The organism is Corynebacterium aquatimens, from assembly GCF_030408395.1.
Classification (GTDB): domain Bacteria; phylum Actinomycetota; class Actinomycetes; order Mycobacteriales; family Mycobacteriaceae; genus Corynebacterium; species Corynebacterium aquatimens.
Map to the genome: position 1 here is coordinate 622,914 of NZ_CP046980.1, position 18,622 is coordinate 641,535.

Here is an 18,622-nt window from a genome sequence, read left to right on the forward strand (position 1 = left end):
TGGTTTTTGCCTACTTCCTGCTGTCGATCGCGTCGATGAGCTGGGGGACTACTTCGAAGACGTCGCCCACGATGCCGAAGTCCGCGATTTCGAAGATGGGGGAGTCCGCATCTGTGTTGATCGCAACGATGGTACCTGCCGTCTGCATGCCAGCGAGGTGTTGGATGGCCCCAGAAATACCGAGGGCAATGTAGAGCTGTGGTGAGACCACAACACCGGTCTGGCCGACTTGGTGGGTGTGATCGATGTACCCGGCGTCCACGGCCGCGCGGGAGGCGCCAACGGCGGCGCCCAACGCGTCGGCGAGGGACCCGGTGATTTCCTCGAACTTGTCCTCGGAGCCCATGGCGCGGCCGCCGGCGACGACCTTGTCGGCGGTGCGCAGATCCGGGCGGGAGCTGGTCTGTACGAGCGGTTCCGTGCTGGTGACTGTGGCGGCGCGGCGGCCGGATGGTTCGACGGCGAGGGTCTCCACGCTGGCCTGGGTGGCCGCGGCGCGGTGTTCGATCCCGCCTTGGCGGACGGTGATCACGGGCGCGGAGTGGGTCGCGGCGGAGACGGATGTGTAGTTGCCGCCGTAGACGGAGTGGTCCACGATGACGCCTTCGTCGTCGCGGCGCACGCCAACGGCGTCAACGCACAACGCTAATCGACGACGGGCAGCCAGCCGCCCGGCTACATCACGCCCGTTGATGGAGTGGGCGATGATGACGGCGGCCGGGCGGACGGTGTCGAATGCGGCGTCGGCGGCGTCCACGATGCTCGTGCCGTCGTTGCCGGCTGATCCGGCGGCTGCGTCGGCCGCTGCATCGGCGATTAAGACGCGGGTGGCGCCGAGCGCGCCGAGCTTAGAAGCGAGCGCGTCGTTGTCGCCTGCGGCGGAGGTAGCGAGTACCACGGGCGCGCCGATTGTGCTGGCTGCACCGATGAGTTCGGCGGCGGTGGTGGGAATGCCACCGTGCGGGGAGTCGTCCAAAACGACTAGGACAGGGTAGGTGGTGTCGGGAGTAGTCACGGCTAAAAGTTCCTTGTTCGTGTCCAGGATCGTCTCCTGGTTCGTGTCCAGCGGTTTTTAAATCAGACGGTTTGCGGCCAGGAAGTCGGCGAGCTGTTCTGCGGCGGTGCCGTCGTCGTGGATGATGGTTCCGGCTTCGCGGGCGGGGCGCTCGGCGATGTCGATCATGATGGAGCGCGCGTGGCTGAAATCCTCCGGGTCAATCCCAAGGTCGGCCAGCGCGACGGTGTTCAACGGCTTCTTCTTCGCTGCCATGAGCCCCTTGAAGTTGGGGTAGCGCGGGTCGGGGAAGTGCTCGGTGACTGAAATGACGGCGGGAAGCTGCGCCTCCAGGCCCACGGTGGCGGTGTCGCTTGCTCGCGTGGCGGTGACGTTGTCGCCCGCGACGGTGACCTCTGTCAGGTTGGTCAGGGCGGGCCAGTCGAGTAGTTCCGCGACCATCGCTGGGATCATTCCGGCATTGCCGTCGGTGGACAGGTTGCCGGCGACCACGAGGTCGTAGCCGTTGGCCTTGATCATGGCGGCGAGAACTTCGGCGGTCAGGGTAAGGTCGGCGCCGATGAGTCCGTCGTCCGTAGCGATGTGCGCGCTTGTTGCGCCCATCGCGAGGCCTTTGCGGATGCTCCCAGAGATCGACGCCGGGCCGACGGAGAGGATCTCCACCTCACCGTTGTTGGCGGAGGCGATAGCCAGAGCCGCTTCGACTGCGCGCTCACCGATTTCGTCGGCAACCACGTCGCCAGAGCGGTCGGCAAGCCCGGTCTCCAAGTCGATCTCACGGTCGCCGTACGTATCGGGGACTTCTTTGAGTAGCACTGCGATGCGCATGGGGCTCCCTCGCTTTAGATACAAAACTAATTACTTAACGAACGTTATATAATGCTACAATCACGCTATCTCACAAGCAACCTCGATGAATAAAAAAATAGGCTGCTGTTTCAGCCCCCTTTTAAAGTGACAAGGAAACCCTTATGCCTTCTTCCGCCGGTCGCGCATCTGCCGGTCGCACCCCGTCGATAAGCGAAGAGCTCGATTGGCGCGTGTTCCCGCCGCTAGAGCTCGATGAGTTCTTGACGGCGGCGCTGAAGCTCATCAATGAGCGCGGCTATCACGCGACGAGCGTGCGCAACATCGTCAAGGAAGTGGGTGTTACCATTCCTTCCTTCTACTACCACTATGAGAACAAGCAGCAGATGCTGGTCGCGCTCATGGAATATTCGATGGATGTGGTGGACAGCCGGATCGACGCGGCGCTTGAAGAGGCCGGGGATGACGTGGTGCAGCAGCTGGTTAACCTCACTGAATCGGCCTGCTTGATCATGGCGTATTACCGCGAGCTGACCTACTTGGACAGCGAGATCCGGTCCTTGGAGGAAGACAACATGCGGCGCTATGCGCAGCGGCGTGACCGCAGTGAGGAGCTCATGCGCGGGATCGTCAAGGAGGGCTGTGAACAGGGAATTTTCCACACCCGCTACCCGGCTGATGTGTCGCGCGCGTTGTTTAGCGCGATTCAAGGCATCGCGCTGTGGTACCGCATGGATGGCCCCGACACGCCCGAGGAGATGGCGCGCAAGTACGCGCACTTTGCGCTCGCACTGGTTGAGGCAGATCCGCACGTCACGGCGGCAATAAAATAGCGCCCACGCGGGGCGCTTGACGACGGTCACCTTTTAGCGATCAAGGCTGCTAGCGCAGGGCAGCAATCGCCTGCTTGATCTCGCCGCGCTTGTTCTTGCCCGCGGCCGTTTTTGGCAGGGATTCAACGAAGTAGACGTCGCGGATCTTCTTGTACGGGGTGACGCGCTGAGCAACCCAGTCCATGATCTCCTCGCCAGTGATCGTGGAACCCTTGGAGCGGACGATCAGGGCGATGGGAACCTCAAGGCCGCCGCGGTCGGTGCCGACCACGCAGCAGTCGTCGATCGACTCGTGGGTGAGGAGGAGTTGCTCAAGTTCGGCCGGTGCGACCTGGTAGCCCTTGTACTTGATGAGCTCCTTGTAGCGATCGACGATGCGCACGGTGCCGTCCTCTTCCAACTTGGCAACGTCGCCGGTGCGGAACCACTCGCCGTCGAAGGTTTCCTCGGTGGCCTTCGGGTTGTCGCGGTAGCCGCGAAGCAAGCATGGGCTTTGAAGCACCAGCTCGCCGCGCTCACCGTTCGGGACCTCTTCGAGGGTCTCGGGGTCGACGATCTTGAAGGTGACGTTGGGGGCGGCAAAGCCGATGCAGCCCGGGTCGGTCTTATCCATGATGGAGAAGTGGGTCACCACGGTCTCGGTCAGGCCGTAGCCTTGCAGGATTTTCACACCAAGGCGGTGGTACACGGCGTTGGAGATCTCCGCGGTGAGCGGGCCGGAACCGCACATCATGAACTTCGTGGTTTCGAAGCCGTCGGCCTGGGCGAGCGGGTGCTTCGCGATAGCAACGGCCATCGGCGGGGCGATGAAGCTCAGCTCGATGCCGTACTTTCCGTGGGCGAGGATGAACTCTTCCAAGTCGAACTTCGGCATGGTGAAGATGGTGGAGCGCTGGGAGAGGTTAAAGAACAGTAAGACCACCAGGCCGTAGATGTGGCTGAACGGAAGTGCGCTCAGAGCGCGCAGAGGTGCACCGGCGCCGTTGTATTCAAAGGCAGAGGCGACTTGCAGGCAGTTCATCACTAGGGAGCGGTGGGGCATGTCCACGCCCTTCGGGAGGCCGGTTGTGCCCGAAGAGAACGGCATGCAGGCGATCGCATCCGGGTCGAGCGTGATGTCCGGGGCGGGCAGATTCTTGCGGTAGATCGAGGGCAGTTCGGAGAGCCAAATCTGCTCGATGCCTTCCACGTCGGTCAGGCCGATGTAGAGCTTCGACTTGCCGATCCCGATGGCGTGGTCCACGTCCTTCTGGTTCATCAGAATGCCTACCGGGCTGGCCACGGCCCCAGCTCGCTGAATGCCCAACGTCGCGGCAGCGAAGTGGATCGAGTTCGGGATCTGCAAGGTCACGGTGTCGCCCGGACCGATGCCGCGGGCTGCGAGTTCGCCGGCCACAGCGTCGACGCGCTGTTTCAGTTCGGCGTAGGTGACTTCATCACCGGTGTTGACCTCGTGAATGGCCACACGGCCAAGTTCTTCTTCGGTGAGGCCTTCGAAGATGAGTGTGTAGAGGTCGGTGTTCGGATCTTCAACGCTGGGGAAGGGGCTGGTATGTGGCATGTCTGGTCCTCCTTGGTTGCTCGTGCAGTTGAAAAACTTTCTTATCCAAACTGGTTGCTTGGTGTGTGGTTCGACTGTAACATTATTTAACGTTCGTTAAGTTCTTTTCGAAAGGAAAATATTCATGCAGATCTCAGGTAAGTCCGCAATCGTCACCGGTGGAGCATCCGGTCTTGGCCTGGCCACCACGAAGGCCCTGGCAGATGCTGGTGCCCGCGTCATCGTCATCGATTTGCCGAACGCTGACCAGTCCGCAATCGAGGAGATCAACAACTCCGCATCCGGCTCCGTCGAGTTCGCTGGCGCAGACGTGACCAACGAAGAGCAGGTCCAGGCGGCCGTCGAAACGGCGAACAGCGAGGGCAAGCTGTCCATCGTTGTCAACTGCGCGGGTATCGGTAACGGCATCAAGACCGCATCGTCCAAGGGCGCGTTCCCGCTGGATGCGTTCCAGAAGGTCATCAACATCAACCTGGTGGGTACCTTCAACGTCACCCGCCTCGCAGCGCAGGCAATGCTGGGCAACGAGCCCGACGGGGAAGAGCGCGGCGTGATCATCAACACCGCCTCCGTCGCAGCGTTTGAGGGCCAGATGGGCCAGGCCGCCTACTCCGCGTCGAAGGGCGGCGTCGTTGGCATGACCCTGCCGATCGCCCGCGACCTGTGCCGCGCACTGATCCGCTGCAACACCATCGCACCGGGCACCTTTGAGACCCCGATGCTGGCTCAGCTGCCGGACGAGGTCAAGGCATCGCTCGGTGCCCAGGTCCCGCACCCGTCCCGCCTGGGTAAGCCGGCTGAGTTCGCCCAGCTGGTCCAGTCCATCGTGGAGAACCCGATGATCAACGGCGAGACCATTCGTATCGACGGCGCTATTCGCATGGGCGTCAAGTAAGCACTCCCACCCAAAGCAGGAAAGAAGGGCATAAAACCGTGAGAAACGCAGTTGTCGTTGACGTTGTCCGCACCGCCGTGGGTAAGGGCAAGCCGGGCGGCGCGCTTTCAGGCACGCACCCCGTTGAGCTGTTGGCCACCGTGCTCAAGGCGCTGGAGGAGCGCAACTCGCTCGACGCATCGCTTATCGACGATGTGATTACCGGCTGTGTTAGCCAAGTCGGTGAACAGGCTTTCAACATCGCCCGCCAGGGCGTGCTCGCGGCTGGTTGGCCCGAGTCCATCCCTGCAACCACCATCGACCGCCAGTGCGGGTCTTCCCAGCAGGCAGTTCACTTCGCTGCCCAGGGCGTGATGGCCGGTGCGTACGACATCGTAGTAGCAGCCGGTGTGGAATCCATGAGCCGCATCCCGATGGGTGCGTCTTTGGGCGGGATGGACTTCAGGGGACCGTCGATAAGCAAGCGCTACGATCCAGGCCTGGTCAACCAGGGTGTTTCGGCCGAGCTGATGGCCGCGAAATGGGGTCTGGCCCGCGAAGAGCTCGACGAATTCTCCGCGCGTTCCCACCGCTTGGCCGCTCAGGCGATTGAAAACGGCCACTTTGAGTCCGCGATCGTGCCGGTTGAGGTGACGGACGCTGAGGGAAACACCCACCAGCACACCGTGGATGAGACCGTGCGTCCGCAAACCACCGCTGAGGGGCTCAGCCAGCTTAAACCGTCGTTCAAAAACGACGAGTTTGCGCAGCGCTTCCCGGAAATCAACTGGGTGATCACGCCGGGCAACTCCTCGCCGCTTACCGACGGCGCGTCGGCGACCCTGATCATGGAAGAGTCCGTGGCAGAAAAGCTGGGGCTGACCCCGCGCGCCCGTTTCGTGTCCTTTGCTGTCGTCGGCGACGACCCGCTGTTTATGCTCACGGCGCCCGCACCCGCGACCAAGAAAGCGCTGGACAAGGCGGGCCTGAGCGTCGATGAGATCGACGTGTTCGAGTGCAACGAGGCATTCGCGCCGGTTCCTCTCGTGTGGGCGAAAGAAACCGGGGCTGACCTGGAAAAGACCAACCTGTCCGGCGGTGCGATCGCCCTGGGCCACGCCTTGGGATCATCCGGCACCCGCCTCTTTTCCACCATGCTCACTGAGCTTGAGCGCACCGGCGGCCGCTACGGCCTGCAAACCATGTGCGAAGGCGCGGGCATGGCTAACGCAACCATCATCGAAAGGATTTAGACCATGGCTGGGCAGTACGATCTTTACGCTCCCCGCGATATTTTCGACGAGGACCACATCGAGTTCCGCAACCTCACCCGCGACTTTTTGGACAAACACGTTGAGGGCCACGTGCTCGAGTGGGAGCAAAACAAGTGGGTGCCCGAGGAAGTCATCCGCGAAGCAGGGGAGCAGGGCATCTTCTCCGTGCTCGTCGACGAAAACTACGGCGGCGCCGGCCTGACCGACTTCCGTTTCCGCCAAATCGCGCAAGAGGAGTTTTCCCGCTACGGGGCGGATTCGTTGGCGGGCATCATCTCCGTTCACGCGGACATCATCATTCCTTACTACGAGCACCTTGGAACGGAAGAGCAGAAGCAGAAGTGGGTGCCTGGGCTAGCCACGGGTGAGCTGATTTCCGCCGTGGCGATGACCGAGCCTGGCGCCGGTTCGGACCTGCGCGGGATGAAGACCACCGCCGTGCGCGATGGCGACGACTGGGTTCTGAATGGGTCCAAGACCTTCATTTCGAACGGTATGCGCTGCGACCTGGTGATTGTCGCGGCCCGCACCCCGGATGAGAACCACCCGCAGGGCGGCGGCATCACGCTGTTCGTCGTCGAAGACGGAATGGAAGGTTTCAGCCGCGGACGCAAGCTGGAAAAGATTGGTTCCCACGCCGCCGACACCGCGGAGCTGTCGTTTGAAAACGTCCGCGTGCCGGATGCGAACCGCCTGGGCGAAGTCCACAAGGGACTGCACTCGCTCATGTCCCACCTGCCGCTGGAGCGTCTGTCCATTGCGATCGGTGCATGCGCCGGCGCTCGCGCAGCTCTGAACTGGACCATCGAGTACGTCACGCAGCGTAAGGCCTTCGGCCAGCCAATCGCCGCGTTCCAGAACACCCAGTTTGAGATCGCAGAAATGATCACAAAACTCGAGGTGTCCCAGGCCTACGTCGACGCCGCAGTTTTGAAGTACAACGCCGGCGAACTCACCGCCGTCGATGCCGCGAAGGCAAAGTGGTGGGCCACCGACATCCAGAAGGACATCGTGGACCGCTGCCTGCAGCTCTTCGGTGGCTACGGCTACATGATGGAGTACCCGATCGGACGCTCCTACATCAACTCCCGCGTGCAGACCATCTACGGCGGCACCAACGAAATCATGAAACTCATCATCGGCCGCGAAGTCTTTGGAGGCTAAACAATGACTGAATCAACACCCCAACCAGTAGCAACCTACGAGGTTGATGGCCATGTCGCCGTCATCGCGTTCAACCGCCTTGACGCCATGAACGCGGTCAACTCCGAACTGTCCGACACCGTGGGCAACTACATCGAGCAAGCCAACGCCGAGGACAACGTCCGCGTGATCGTGCTGACCGGAAACGGCCGCACGTTCTGCGCAGGCGCGGACCTCAAGGAGATCGCGCAGGGTAAGTCTGTGTTCTCCGAGGAACACCCGGAGTGGGGGTTCGCCGGTGTCGCTCAGCACTGGAGTGACAAGCCGATCATCGCAGCCGTGCACGGCTTTGCCCTTGGCGGTGGCTTTGAAGCAGCGATTTCCTGCGACCTGATCATCGCCGCCGAAGGCACGAAGTTCGGTCTGCCTGAGGTCAAGCGCGGCCTCGTTGCGGCTGCCGGCGGTGTGGTGCGCACCCCGCGCCAGATCCCTCTGCGCCGCGCCGCTGAGTTGGTACTCACCGGCGAGCCGATCTCCGCGGAGACCGCACTCGACTGGGGCCTGATCAACCGCATCGTCCCCGGCGAGTCCCTCCTTGAGGAAGCAAAGAAGCTCGCCGCCAGCATCGCCGCCAACGGCCCGCTGGCAGTCAAGCAGTCCAAGCTGAGCCTCCACCAGGCTACATCCGCCGGCAACGACTGGAACGCCGAGTGGTCCAACATCGACCCGTGGAAGGCCAACCAGGAAGCATGGGACCTCATCTTCGCCAGCGCCGACGCCCGCGAAGGCGCCACCGCCTTCGCTGAGAAGCGCGAGCCGAAGTGGACCGGGAAATAGTGGCTGCGGATATGTCTGGAGAATCCAACACGGTCAGCAACCCAGCAATGCCCCTGAGCGGTGTGCGCGTGCTCACGCTTGGGGGCATTGGCCCCGTTCCGTTCGCGGCGATGCTGCTCAATGATCTGGGTGCGAGTGTCACTCGCGTTGAACGCCCCGGCGGCGCGAACCCCATGATGATGGCAGCTCACGCCATTTTGTACCGCGGCCAAGACGTCGCGGAGCTTGATTTGAAGGCCGACCATGATCAGGTCCTTGAGATGCTGGCGAATACGGATATCGTCCTCGAGGGCTTCCGCCCCGGCGTTGCCGAGAAGCTCGGCGTCGGGCCCGCTGACGTGGCGCACGTCAACCCCAAGATCGTCTACGGCCGCATGACCGGCTGGGGTCAAGACGGCCCAATGGCCGACAAGGCGGGGCATGACATTAACTACATCGCGCTATCGGGTGCGCTCGAGCCGATCACCGGGTCCGATGGCCTGCCCGTCCCGCCGTTGAACATGCTCGGTGACTTCGGCGGCGGCTCGCTTTACCTCGTTACCGGTGTTCTCTCCGGCCTATACCGTGCGCAGCTCACCGGCCAGGGAACGGTCGTCGACGCCGCAATTGTCGACGGCGCGGCGCACCTCACCGCCATGACCCAATCTCTTCGCGCCTCACAGGCCTGGAGCCCAAAGCGCGGTACGAACTGGCTCGACGGCGGTGCCCCCTGGTACCGCACCTACCGGACGGCTGACGACAAGTTCGTTTCCGTCGGTGCTCTGGAACCACAGTTTTACGCAGAACTCGTGCGGGTGCTTGGGGTAGAGGACGAGTGTGGCGTCGATAAGCAATTTGACATGAAGAATTGGCCCGCGATGAGCGAGCGCTTCGCGGCAATCTTCGCGACGAAGACTCGCGCCGAGTGGGTGGACGCTTTCGCTGATGCCGACGCTTGCTTCGCGCCTGTCGTGGGGCCGCACGAAGTTCTCGACGACCCGCACCTCGCTGCCCGCGGAACCTACGCCGACGAGCATGGCGCCGTCGCGCCGCAACCCGCTCCACGGTTCAGCGCTTTGACTAACCACTAGCCTCGCCGCGAGGCGCAACCTGAATCCAGCAACCCACCACTATCGAAAGGAAAAGAAGGTGATTTACACAAGCCACGTGGCTGACCTCGACATCGCTGATATCGGCCACTACGAGTTCATCTTCGGCGACATTGCCGAACAAGATCTGGACAACACCGCAGTCTCCGAGATCACGACGGGCGAATCCATTACCTACCGTGAGCTCATCGCGCGTATCGACGCACTCGCTGGCGAACTCGTCGAACGCGGAGTCGGCCGCGGCGATGTCGTAGCGATGCAGGTTCCGAACTCCATCAACTTCGTGGTGGTGGAGTTTGCGATTCTAAAAGTCGGTGCTGCGTTCAGCGCCATCGGCATGCTGATGAACTCGACCGACGTGGAGAAGCAGATCAAGCTCTCCGGTGCGAAACTCTACATCGGCGCGACCGACATCGAGTCCGTAGACCAAATCTTCGTCTACGAGCTGGAAGCGATCTGCAGGAAGGGCAAGTCGGCAGCCGCTGCTGAAGTAACCGGTGCTGAAACCGGCGCAATCCCGTTTAGCTCCGGTACGACGGGACTGCCCAAGGGCGTAGTCCTGTCAAACCGGGCGCTCAACGCGATTGTGCAGACGACGTCCCACCGTCTTGTGGAAAACGGGCTTGACGATGGGGGAATTCCCGTCATGATCCCACTGCCGTTTGGCCACATCTACGGCACCACCGTGGCGCTGGCGTCGGCTCTGAAGCGCCGCGACAACGTGGTGACCTTGCCGAAGTTCGAACTCGAGCCCTTCTTGAAGGCGCACGGAACCTATGACGTGCAGATGTCCTTCATCGCCCCGCCGATGGCGCTGGTGATGGCTAAGAGCCCTGAGATCGACCCCAGTGACTTCGAGGCAAGCAAGCTCATGATGTGCGGCGCCGCGCCTCTCGACGCAAAGGTTGCCCAGGCCGTGCAGGATCGCCTGGGGACAAACGTCATCCAGGGTTACGGCATGACCGAGTGCGTGCCGTTGGTCACCGGGCTCGTCGGTGAGTCTGATCTGGGATCCGTCGGTGTGCTTGTGCCAAATGCTCAGATGCGCCTCATTGATATGGAAACCGGTGAGGATGTCCCAGAGGGCGAGCCCGGCGAGATCCTCATGAAGGCTCCGATGATGATGGATTGCTACCTCAACAACGAGGAAGCGACCAAGGCCACCATCAATGACGAAGGCTGGCTCCACACCGGCGACATCGGGCGCATCGCCGAGGACGGCTCGCTGTTCATCATGGACCGCGCTAAGGAAGTGATTAAGTACAAGGGTTACCAGGTGGCGCCGGCGGAGCTGGAGGCCGTACTCGTGTCTCACCCGGCGATCCTTGATGCCGGTGTCGTCGGCGTGGAGCGCGATGGTCTTGAGATCCCTCGCGCCTTCGTCGTCGTCGCACCGGGCTCCGGCCTCGACGAGCAGGCGGTCATGGATTATGTCGCCAGCATTGTGACCCCATACAAGAAGGTCCGCGCCGTCGAACTAATCAACGAGGTGCCCAAGGTTCCCAACGGCAAGATCGACCGCAACGCATTGCGCAAGATCCCGTTTGAGGGATAACCGCTGCCCAACAGTGGGCCGGCCAGTTAGACGGCCGGCCCACGTACACGCCCCGCGAGAAAAGCACCGCCGCTTTCTCCTCGCGGGGTTTTATTGTCGCCCTTGTTCTTCTCATGGTGACGAGTCGTCTCGGGGTCAATGAATTTAAATCCGCGGACGCTCCCGACTTAGACAGATCGCTACTAATGTAAAAGACCAAGCGGTCTACAAAGTTGAACCGCTGCGAAAACCACCGAGAAGATCCGAGAAGATTCAAGGAGATGACATGATTCACGATTCGCGCGTCCGACGCGTTGCAGTCGTCGGCGCTGGCCCAGCTGGCATACATGCATTGGACACCTTGATCTGCATGGCCGGGCACGACTACTACGTCGACCTCTTCGATGCGCTGCCCGCACCGCTCGGGGTAATCGGATTCGGTTCTACGTACCGGGTCGCGGCGGATACGCCGGGCGCGGTTCCTTCGGCACCGCGGTTGCGCCTCTTCGGCAACGTCACTGTCGGGACGGACATCACCGTGGGTGAGCTCACTACCTACTACGACACGGTCATCGTCGCTGGGCAAGAAGCGGGCGAGGTCCCTGTTCAGGCCCCTGTTCAAGCCAGCGGGCAAGGCCGGGGTGGCAGGAAACCCATCGTCATCGTGGGAACAAATGAGACGTCCAACGAGGTTTTGGCTCTCCTCCGTGAAGATGCGGACTTGATTGTGAGTAGAACTCCGGTCGTCGTGAAGCAGGCGAATTCACATACGCCGGGCGCGATCATTCGCCTGTTGAAGAACCGATCGGTTCCTTTCACGAGTTGGACCGGCTGGCACCGCCCAGCGCAAGGAGTCGGGGGGCCGCAGTCTATACGGCATCGGCACCAACCAGTGGACGTCGTCACTGTGGCGCAATGGTCGCAGCGGCTCAACGCCATCCGCAACGATACTGTCGTTCCGTGACGTGAGAGCGGCGCGACCAGCGACACCTAGCTCTTGTAGGCGCTGACCCCCGTGATGTCTTTGCCCACGATCAGCGACTGCATCGTGTCCGTGCCTTCGAAAGTATGCAAAGCCTCAACGTCGGCGCGGTGGCGCGCAACGTCATTTTCAAGCAGGATGCCCACGCCGCCGAACATGTCACGCGCGTCCGCGCGCCGCCGAAAGCGGATTGGGACAATAAAAAGCCGCATCCCGCCCCGTGATGCTTAAGGGCAGGATGCGGCGGAAGCCTGTGCAGTGGCGATGGTACAGCCACTGCAAGCTAGGAACTAGCCGGTGAAGGCGCCAACTCCGGTGATGGACTTACCAACGATGAGGGACTGCATGGTGTCGGTGCCCTCGTAGGTGTGGAGTGCCTCGACGTCAGCGTGGTGGCGTGCAACGTCGTTCTCCAGCAGGATGCCCACGCCGCCGAACATGTCGCGTGCGTTGGCGGTGATGGAGCGGGCAGCACGGGTGTTGTGCACCTTAGCCAGGGCGGCCTGCTGCTCGGTGATCTGGCCGGACTCCTCCAGCTCAAGAAGTCGGCGGCAGTACAGGAACATGCCGGTCAGCTCCTGGAGCATGTCCGCCAGGCGCTGCTGGATGATCTGGTTCTTCACCAGCGGGCGACCGAACTGCACGCGGCGGTGAGCGTAGTCGAGCGCCTTCTCGTAAGAGTCGGTTGCCACACCCAGTGCAGCCCACGCGGTGGAAATACGGGTACCAGCCAGCACCTTCGCGGTGTCGCGGAAGGAGTTTGCGCTCGGCAGGCGACGGTCCTCACCAACGCGGACGTTGTTGAGCTTGATGTGTGCCTGCGGGATACCACGCAGGGATGCCTTGCCCATGATGGTCTCGGCGTTGTAGCCCTCCTGGTCCTGGTCAACGATGAAGCCCTTGACCTGGCCGTCGGCGGTGTCGCGTGCCCAGATTACGGCGATGTGGCCCACGGAGCCGTGGCCGATCCACTTCTTCTCGCCGTTGATGACCCACTCGTCGCCCTCGCGGGTAGCGGTGGTCTCCAGGCCGATGGAGTCAGAGCCGTGGTCTGGCTCGGTCAGTGCGAACGCACCGCGAATCTCCAGCTTGGCCATTGGCTTGAGGTACTTTGCCTTCTGCTCCTCGGAGCCGCACATGTCGATGGACTTCATGGACAGGCCAGCCTGAACACCGAAAGCGGTGCCCAGCGACGCGTCGCAGCGAGCCAGCTCGAATGCCATGAGGCGTGCGGCGCGGACGGACATCTCCGGCTCGCCCTCGATGTCAATGGCGTCGCGCAGCAGGCCACGCTTTGCTGCCTCTTCGACGATGTCGACGCGGTAGTCTGCCTTGTCCCATGCCTCGTTGACGTGCGGTTTTGCAAACTCGCAGAACTCGCGGGTCTTCTTCCACCATTCGAGGTCCTCGCCCTGGATGTCAGCGAATACCTGGTAGTAGTCGGTCTTCGGGTCAAGCAGTTCGTGGACAGGGTTGTCAGCCATGTTTCCTTCTTTCTAGAAGTCAGGGGTTGGTGTTCTATCTATTCTAGTCCTCGAGCGGGATGTCTCGCAGATTCTTGCGGAGGATCTTTCCGGTGGGGTTCTTCGGGATCTCGTCGATAAAGGTCACGGCGCGAATCTTCTTGTATGGCGTGACTCGCTCGGCCACCCATTCCATGAGCTCTTCTTCGCTTATCGACGCCCCCTCCTGCAGCACCACGAACGCCCGCGGAATTTCCAGGCCGTCTCTGTCTACGCCTACGACACCAGCGTCGGCGATTGCTTCATGGGTGAGAAGCAGCGCCTCGAGTTCTGCCGGTGCAACTTGGTAGCCCTTGTACTTGATGACTTCCTTGGCGCGGTCGACTAGGTACAGGTGACCCTTTTCGTCGAGACGCGCGACGTCGCCGGTGCGCAGCCACCCGCCGTCGAGAAGCGTCTCGCGCGTGGCCTCTTCATTGTTGAGGTAGCCCTTCATGACCTGCGGACCTTGGATCAGCAGCTCGCCGGCCTCTCCCTCCTCGACGTCCTCGATGGTGTCGATGTCCACGATGCGGAAGTTCGTGTTAGGCGCGGCGTAGCCGACGGACCCCGGCGGGACCTCGCCCATGATTCCCACGTGGGTGATGGGTGAGGATTCCGTCATGCCGTACCCCTGGATGATGGAGCAGTCCAGGCGCTGTTCCACTGCGCGAGCGACGTCGGTGTCGAGCGGTGCGGCGCCGCAGACGATGCGCTTCAGCGCGGTGAACCATGCGGGATCCACGGCGGGGTGCTTGGCCAGCATGACCGCCATCGGCGGCGCGATGAACGTGAGTTGAATGCCGCACTTGGCGTGGGCGCCGAGGAAAACCTCCGGGTCGAACTTCGGCAGGGTGTGAATGTGCCAGCGCTTCAGCAGTGCGCCAAGCAGCAGGGCCGTCATTCCGTAGATGTGGCTAAAGGGCAGCGGCGCGAGGATTTTGGAGTATTCCTCTACGCCGTTGGCCTCGAACATGAACGCGGCCTGGTGCATGTTGGCCACGAGGTTGCGGTGGGTGAGCTCCACGCCTTTGGGCAGGCCGGTGGTGCCGGAGCTGAAGGGGATGGACGCGACGGAGCTCGGGTCGACCGTGAGGTTCGGTGCGGGGAGCGCTTGCGCGACGATGTCGTCGAGTTCCTCTTCCCAGATGTGCGAGTGGTGGCCGACGTCGGTCACACCGATGAACAGATCTGCGCCAGCCATGTCGGCGACCTTGTCCACGTCCTCCGCGGTGAGCAGCACACCCACCGGGTTGACCGTGCAGCCTGCGCGGAAGATGCCCAGCAGGGTGGAGGCGAAGTGGATGGAGTTCGGGATCTGCAGCGTGACCACGTTGCCGGGGCCAAGACCCTTGGAGGCGAGGTAACCGGCGATCGCGTCGGCCATGGTGCGCAGCTCACCGTAGGTCACGGTCTTGCCGGTGGTCAGCTCGGTGATCGCGGGGCGCTGCGCGTCTTCGTCGTTAAGGCCGTTGAACACGGCTTCGTAGATTGAGATCTCGGGGATGTCGATGTCGGGGAAGTGGCTGGAATATGCCATGAGCGATGCTCGTCCTTTCGGGCGCTGTGTCAGAAGTTCCGAACTCACAACCTATCACCGAACAACCGAAATGTGATGTGGATCGCAAAATTTTCAATGCGAGAATCGCATTACTTTTCAAAATGCGCAGTCCTATCCACCGTGAAGTCCGCATTAGGGTGACACCATGCAGGTCATCTCGCTCATCGTCGGTGCCGTTTTTTCCCTGGTTGCGATCATTGCCGTGTTTCTGGATCAGCCCGCTTGGGTTCCGTTGGCTGCTCTTGCCGTCGCCGGCATCGCGCTCTTTATCGGCCTGCGTGAACGTTTCCGTTCGATGGAAGCGAAGCCGAAGACGCTCGATAGCGAGCAGAAGGCCACTGTTAAGCGCATGAAAGATGAAGGCAACGAGGCCGGCGCCATCCGCCAGGTCCAACTCTGGTTCCGCAACACATCCCACGAGGAAGCCGCCCGCATCGTCCGCGAGCAGACCTAGCACCAAACCAATTTCGCGATTGGGTCCAATCGCGGCCCAATCGCGGGCCTCAGCGCGGCCCATGGCGGACCCAATCGCATGTCCAAGACGCACCAACGCGCGACACCTGACTGCAACATCATTACTGTGGTGGGCATGACTGAGAAGACTTTGATCCTGATCAAGCCCGACGGTGTGAAGGCGGGCCACGTTGGTGAAATCATTTCCCGCATTGAGCGCAAGGGCCTCAAGCTCGTCGAGCTGGACCTGCGTACCGCCGACCGTGAAACCGCTGAGAAGCACTACGCTGAGCACTCCGACAAGCCGTTCTTCGGCGAGCTCGTGGACTTCATTACGTCCGCTCCGCTGATCGCTGGCATCGTCGAGGGTGAGCGCGCTATCGAGGCATGGCGTCAGCTGGCTGGCGGTACCGACCCGGTGTCCAAGGCGACCCCGGGCACCATCCGCGGCGACTTCGCCCTCACCGTCGCCGAGAACATCGTTCACGGCTCCGACTCCCCAGAGTCTGCGCAGCGAGAGATCTCCATCTGGTTCCCGAACCACAACTAACCTTTTCACTTTGTTCGCCCGCGGCATCGTGCCGCGGGTTTTTGCATGGCTATGCGCCTCCCCTTCACCCGCCCTCGGCCGATGCTGCGCCAACTGCCCCATGAGCGCCACCAACATCCGCCTTCGCGGGATCGATCGAAGGTATGAGTCACGGTTAACGCCGCGTGAACAGCTTTAGAATTCTGTTACTTTGTCACTTATTCCGGTTGCGCGAATGACTGCCCGGTCCGAAGGTGTATGCATGGCTTCAAACAACCTTCCTCGTCGTACATTCCTTGCCGGTACCGCAGCGACTGCTGCTGGTGTCGCCGCCGCTGGTGTTGCTAATGCTGCTTCCGATAAAGGTGAGCAGGCGTCCCAGTTCCTCCCTGTTAAGCACCGCCCTGGTCAGGCCAACCTGCCGAAGTATGTCCTGGCAACCCCTGAGCCGTTCATGCACGGTGTTGCGTCCGGCGACCCGATGTCGGACAGCGTCATCATCTGGACCCGCCTGACCCAGAGCGAGAAATCCATGCCGGGCGCAGAGGTTGGTAAGGACCAGGAGGTCGCCTGGGAGATTGCTACCGACGAAGGCTTCGGCAACGTGGTGGGTCGTGGCACAGCCACGGCTGAAAAAGGCCGCGACTTCACGGTGAAGGTTGAAGCTACAGGCCTCGAGGCAAATTCGATCTACTACTACCGCTTCGTCTGGGAGGACACCGACAAGGCTTGGTCCGACCAAGGAACGACCTACGTGTCGCCGACCGGCCGCACCAAGACTGCCGCCGCTAAGGGTGACTCTTCCTTCAAAGAGATGAAGATTGCTGTTGCTTCCTGCGCGAACTTCGAGTGTGGTTTCTTCTCCGCGTACAAGGAGATGGCGCGTCAGGCTTACGCGGGCGAGATCGATGTCGTCGCCTTCCTGGGTGACTACATCTACGAGTACGCGTCCGGTGAATACTGCGGTAAGTCTGGCGTTTCTCGCCCAACGCTGCCGGACCACGAGATCCTCGAGCTGAAGGACTACCGCGAGCGCTACGGCCGTTACCGCGAGGACAAGTTCCTCCAGGCTGCGCACGCAGCTGCACCGTGGGTCTGCATCTGGGACGACCACGAGACTGGTGACAACTCCTGGCGCTTGGGTGCCTTCAACCACACGGTTAAGGACTACAAGTACAAGTCGCGCGTCTACAAGGCAGACAAGATCTCTTGGGGTAAGCGCATGTGGGCTGGCCACAAGACCTACTTCGACTGGATGCCAGTGCGTGAAACCGGCAAGGAGATCGAGATTGCTGCGACGGTTGAGGCAAACAAGGACATCAACGGCACCGTGGATATCGAGCCGAAGACGGAGCCAGTACTGTACCGCTCCTTCGAATTCGGCGACTTGGTCAAGCTCATTGTGATGGACCTCCGCTCTTACCGCGACGTGGTTCTGGGTGAGGAGCTCGACTCAGTCGGCGAGGCTTACGCCATCGACAGCAAGTACCGCACTATGCTTGGCCAGGAGCAGTACAAGTGGGCCAAGGATGAGATCGAGTCCTCGGAGGCGAAGTGGAATGTGATGGGTAACTCCGTCATGATCGCTCCGTTCGAGCTCGTGCGTCTGCCGGAGACCTCCAAGGAAAACAAAGCGGCGAACGAGGCTCTGTCTGTTGGTTTCGCAAACCAGCTCGGCCTCAGGCCAAAGACCGGCGAGAGCCCGACCGCCGCAGACGGGACCGACAAGGCACTGGGTGGCATGGTGGGTAACACCGACCAGTGGGATGGCTACCGCGCGGACCGTACCCGCATCCTTGACGCTGTGTACGACAAGAAGCAAGAAGGCACGAACACGCTGTTCATCACCGGTGACATTCACTCCGAGTGGGCAATGTCCATCCACCACAGGGGTGAAGAGATTGCCTGCGAGCTCGTCACCACGTCCATCTCCGCACCGAACTTGGACGAAGTCCTCACTGAGACCCTGGGTGTGTACTTCAACGAGGACAGCCGCATCTCCCACCTGGTTGAGGCTGCTATCCGCTCCATCAACCCGTGGGTTAACCACATGGACTTCGACTCCCACGGCTTCGCTGTCGCAACCGTGACGGAAGGCCAGGTCCAGATGGACTTCCACCGCGTCCGCAACGTGGAGGACCCGAACGCTTCCTCCTACCTTGGCACCACCCGCACGTGGAGCCCGGCTGAGGCAGCAAAGGCTAAGGGCAAGAACATTAGCGCTGGCTTCCTCATCAACGAGGACAACAAGCCGAAGGGCCTGTCGTCTGGCTCTTCCAAGCGTCAGTAAGCCAGCGCCACTCTGGCAGCCCCTCCAAGGCTGCCCCACCAAAGCAGCGCCACGGACACCCTGACGCTGCACCGCGCACGAGCGTTTGAGCCACCAATCCCGGCCCTTTGAACGAGGGCCGGGATTTTGCGTCTTGAGTCGTGCGGCCACTCAACGATAGTTGTCACGGAAACGCGCAGGTCGCGGCTCAGCTATTTCCTTGAGTGGTGTGGCCACTCAAGTCAACGAGAGCCGGGATTTTGCGTCTTGAGTGGTGCGGCCACTCAACGATAGTTGTCGCGGAAACCCGCAGGTCGCGGCTCAGCTATTTCCTTGAGTGGTGTGGCCACTCAAGTCAAC

The 18,622-nt window shown here is 61.6% G+C and carries 16 protein-coding genes and 1 pseudogene; 11 read left to right on the top strand and 6 right to left on the bottom strand.

Going from position 1 to position 18,622, the window contains the following annotated elements; genetic code table 11:
* Nucleotides 1-10: 10 nt before the first annotated feature.
* Nucleotides 11-1,015, bottom strand: coding sequence for an electron transfer flavoprotein subunit alpha/FixB family protein (locus CAQUA_RS02890; RefSeq protein WP_196824606.1), 1,005 nt, complete (start codon nt 1,013-1,015; stop codon nt 11-13).
* Between the two features lie 57 nt (nt 1,016-1,072).
* Nucleotides 1,073-1,843 carry an electron transfer flavoprotein subunit beta/FixA family protein gene (locus CAQUA_RS02895; RefSeq protein ID WP_196824605.1) on the bottom strand — a complete coding sequence of 257 codons (771 nt, stop codon included), beginning with the start codon at nt 1,841-1,843 and terminating at the stop codon, nt 1,073-1,075.
* Nucleotides 1,844-1,986: 143 nt separating this feature from the next.
* On the opposite strand from CAQUA_RS02895, the gene CAQUA_RS02900 reads away from it, so the two are divergent.
* Nucleotides 1,987-2,655: a TetR/AcrR family transcriptional regulator gene (locus tag CAQUA_RS02900; protein WP_196824604.1), complete on the top strand. Its 669-nt coding sequence runs from the start codon at nt 1,987-1,989 to the stop codon at nt 2,653-2,655.
* A 49-nt stretch (nt 2,656-2,704) separates the two neighbouring features.
* On the opposite strand, the gene CAQUA_RS02905 is transcribed toward CAQUA_RS02900, so the two are convergent.
* Nucleotides 2,705-4,216, bottom strand: a complete 1,512-nt coding sequence (locus CAQUA_RS02905; RefSeq protein WP_196824603.1) for an AMP-binding protein — start codon at nt 4,214-4,216, stop codon at nt 2,705-2,707.
* A 124-nt stretch (nt 4,217-4,340) separates the two neighbouring features.
* On the opposite strand from CAQUA_RS02905, the gene CAQUA_RS02910 reads away from it, so the two are divergent.
* The 7 genes from CAQUA_RS02910 to CAQUA_RS02940 all read left to right on the top strand — a co-directional run bounded on the left by CAQUA_RS02910 (nt 4,341) and on the right by CAQUA_RS02940 (nt 11,930).
* A complete protein-coding gene (locus CAQUA_RS02910) occupies nt 4,341-5,111 on the top strand; it encodes a 3-hydroxyacyl-CoA dehydrogenase (RefSeq protein WP_196824602.1) in 771 nt (256 codons plus the stop codon).
* Nucleotides 5,112-5,149: 38 nt separating this feature from the next.
* A complete protein-coding gene (locus tag CAQUA_RS02915; RefSeq protein ID WP_196824601.1) occupies nt 5,150-6,343 on the top strand; it encodes a thiolase family protein in 1,194 nt (397 codons plus the stop codon).
* Between the two features lie 3 nt (nt 6,344-6,346).
* The gene (locus CAQUA_RS02920) at nt 6,347-7,528 is read left to right on the top strand and encodes an acyl-CoA dehydrogenase family protein (protein ID WP_196824600.1); all 1,182 of its coding nucleotides are present in this window, start codon (nt 6,347-6,349) and stop codon (nt 7,526-7,528) included.
* Between the two features lie 3 nt (nt 7,529-7,531).
* Nucleotides 7,532-8,344: an enoyl-CoA hydratase-related protein gene (locus CAQUA_RS02925; RefSeq protein ID WP_196824599.1), complete on the top strand. Its 813-nt coding sequence runs from the start codon at nt 7,532-7,534 to the stop codon at nt 8,342-8,344.
* An 11-nt stretch (nt 8,345-8,355) separates the two neighbouring features.
* Entirely contained in the window at nt 8,356-9,414 is a 1,059-nt protein-coding gene (locus CAQUA_RS02930; RefSeq protein ID WP_196824598.1) for a CaiB/BaiF CoA transferase family protein, read from the top strand.
* A gap of 76 nt (nt 9,415-9,490) precedes the next feature.
* On the top strand, nt 9,491-10,987 hold the full coding sequence (locus CAQUA_RS02935; protein WP_290178656.1) for an AMP-binding protein: 1,497 nt from the start codon (nt 9,491-9,493) through the stop codon (nt 10,985-10,987).
* Nucleotides 10,988-11,252: 265 nt separating this feature from the next.
* Complete coding sequence (locus CAQUA_RS02940) at nt 11,253-11,930, top strand: hypothetical protein (protein ID WP_196824596.1); 678 nt, start codon at nt 11,253-11,255, stop codon at nt 11,928-11,930.
* 26 nt (nt 11,931-11,956) lie between these two features.
* Here CAQUA_RS02940 and CAQUA_RS02945 read toward each other — a convergent pair.
* The 3 genes and pseudogenes from CAQUA_RS02945 to CAQUA_RS02955 form a co-directional block, all read right to left on the bottom strand.
* Nucleotides 11,957-12,121 (bottom strand): annotated as a pseudogene (locus tag CAQUA_RS02945) (acyl-CoA dehydrogenase family protein); the annotation flags it as partial.
* A 117-nt stretch (nt 12,122-12,238) separates the two neighbouring features.
* Entirely contained in the window at nt 12,239-13,432 is a 1,194-nt protein-coding gene (locus tag CAQUA_RS02950) for an acyl-CoA dehydrogenase family protein (protein ID WP_196824595.1), read from the bottom strand.
* 43 nt (nt 13,433-13,475) lie between these two features.
* On the bottom strand, nt 13,476-14,990 hold the full coding sequence (locus CAQUA_RS02955) for an AMP-binding protein (protein ID WP_196824594.1): 1,515 nt from the start codon (nt 14,988-14,990) through the stop codon (nt 13,476-13,478).
* Nucleotides 14,991-15,156: 166 nt separating this feature from the next.
* Between CAQUA_RS02955 and CAQUA_RS02960 the strand changes: the two genes are divergently transcribed.
* From CAQUA_RS02960 to CAQUA_RS02970, 3 genes are all read left to right on the top strand, one after another.
* Nucleotides 15,157-15,465 carry a hypothetical protein gene (locus tag CAQUA_RS02960; protein ID WP_196824593.1) on the top strand — a complete coding sequence of 103 codons (309 nt, stop codon included), beginning with the start codon at nt 15,157-15,159 and terminating at the stop codon, nt 15,463-15,465.
* A 135-nt stretch (nt 15,466-15,600) separates the two neighbouring features.
* Nucleotides 15,601-16,014 carry a nucleoside-diphosphate kinase gene (gene ndk / locus CAQUA_RS02965; protein WP_196824592.1) on the top strand — a complete coding sequence of 138 codons (414 nt, stop codon included), beginning with the start codon at nt 15,601-15,603 and terminating at the stop codon, nt 16,012-16,014.
* A 241-nt stretch (nt 16,015-16,255) separates the two neighbouring features.
* Complete coding sequence (locus CAQUA_RS02970) at nt 16,256-18,283, top strand: alkaline phosphatase D family protein (RefSeq protein WP_196824591.1); 2,028 nt, start codon at nt 16,256-16,258, stop codon at nt 18,281-18,283.
* Nucleotides 18,284-18,622 lie beyond the last annotated feature (339 nt).

Coding starts and splice junctions, on each gene's coding strand:
- CAQUA_RS02895 (WP_196824605.1), bottom strand. CDS start 1,843: ATGCGCATCGCAGTGCTACTCAAAGAAGTCCCCGATACGTACGGCGAC.
- CAQUA_RS02900 (WP_196824604.1), top strand. CDS start 1,987: ATGCCTTCTTCCGCCGGTCGCGCATCTGCCGGTCGCACCCCGTCGATA.
- CAQUA_RS02905 (WP_196824603.1), bottom strand. CDS start 4,216: ATGCCACATACCAGCCCCTTCCCCAGCGTTGAAGATCCGAACACCGAC.
- CAQUA_RS02910 (WP_196824602.1), top strand. CDS start 4,341: ATGCAGATCTCAGGTAAGTCCGCAATCGTCACCGGTGGAGCATCCGGT.
- CAQUA_RS02920 (WP_196824600.1), top strand. CDS start 6,347: ATGGCTGGGCAGTACGATCTTTACGCTCCCCGCGATATTTTCGACGAG.
- CAQUA_RS02925 (WP_196824599.1), top strand. CDS start 7,532: ATGACTGAATCAACACCCCAACCAGTAGCAACCTACGAGGTTGATGGC.
- CAQUA_RS02930 (WP_196824598.1), top strand. CDS start 8,356: ATGTCTGGAGAATCCAACACGGTCAGCAACCCAGCAATGCCCCTGAGC.
- CAQUA_RS02940 (WP_196824596.1), top strand. CDS start 11,253: ATGATTCACGATTCGCGCGTCCGACGCGTTGCAGTCGTCGGCGCTGGC.
- CAQUA_RS02950 (WP_196824595.1), bottom strand. CDS start 13,432: ATGGCTGACAACCCTGTCCACGAACTGCTTGACCCGAAGACCGACTAC.
- CAQUA_RS02955 (WP_196824594.1), bottom strand. CDS start 14,990: ATGGCATATTCCAGCCACTTCCCCGACATCGACATCCCCGAGATCTCA.
- CAQUA_RS02960 (WP_196824593.1), top strand. CDS start 15,157: ATGCAGGTCATCTCGCTCATCGTCGGTGCCGTTTTTTCCCTGGTTGCG.
- ndk (WP_196824592.1), top strand. CDS start 15,601: ATGACTGAGAAGACTTTGATCCTGATCAAGCCCGACGGTGTGAAGGCG.
- CAQUA_RS02970 (WP_196824591.1), top strand. CDS start 16,256: ATGGCTTCAAACAACCTTCCTCGTCGTACATTCCTTGCCGGTACCGCA.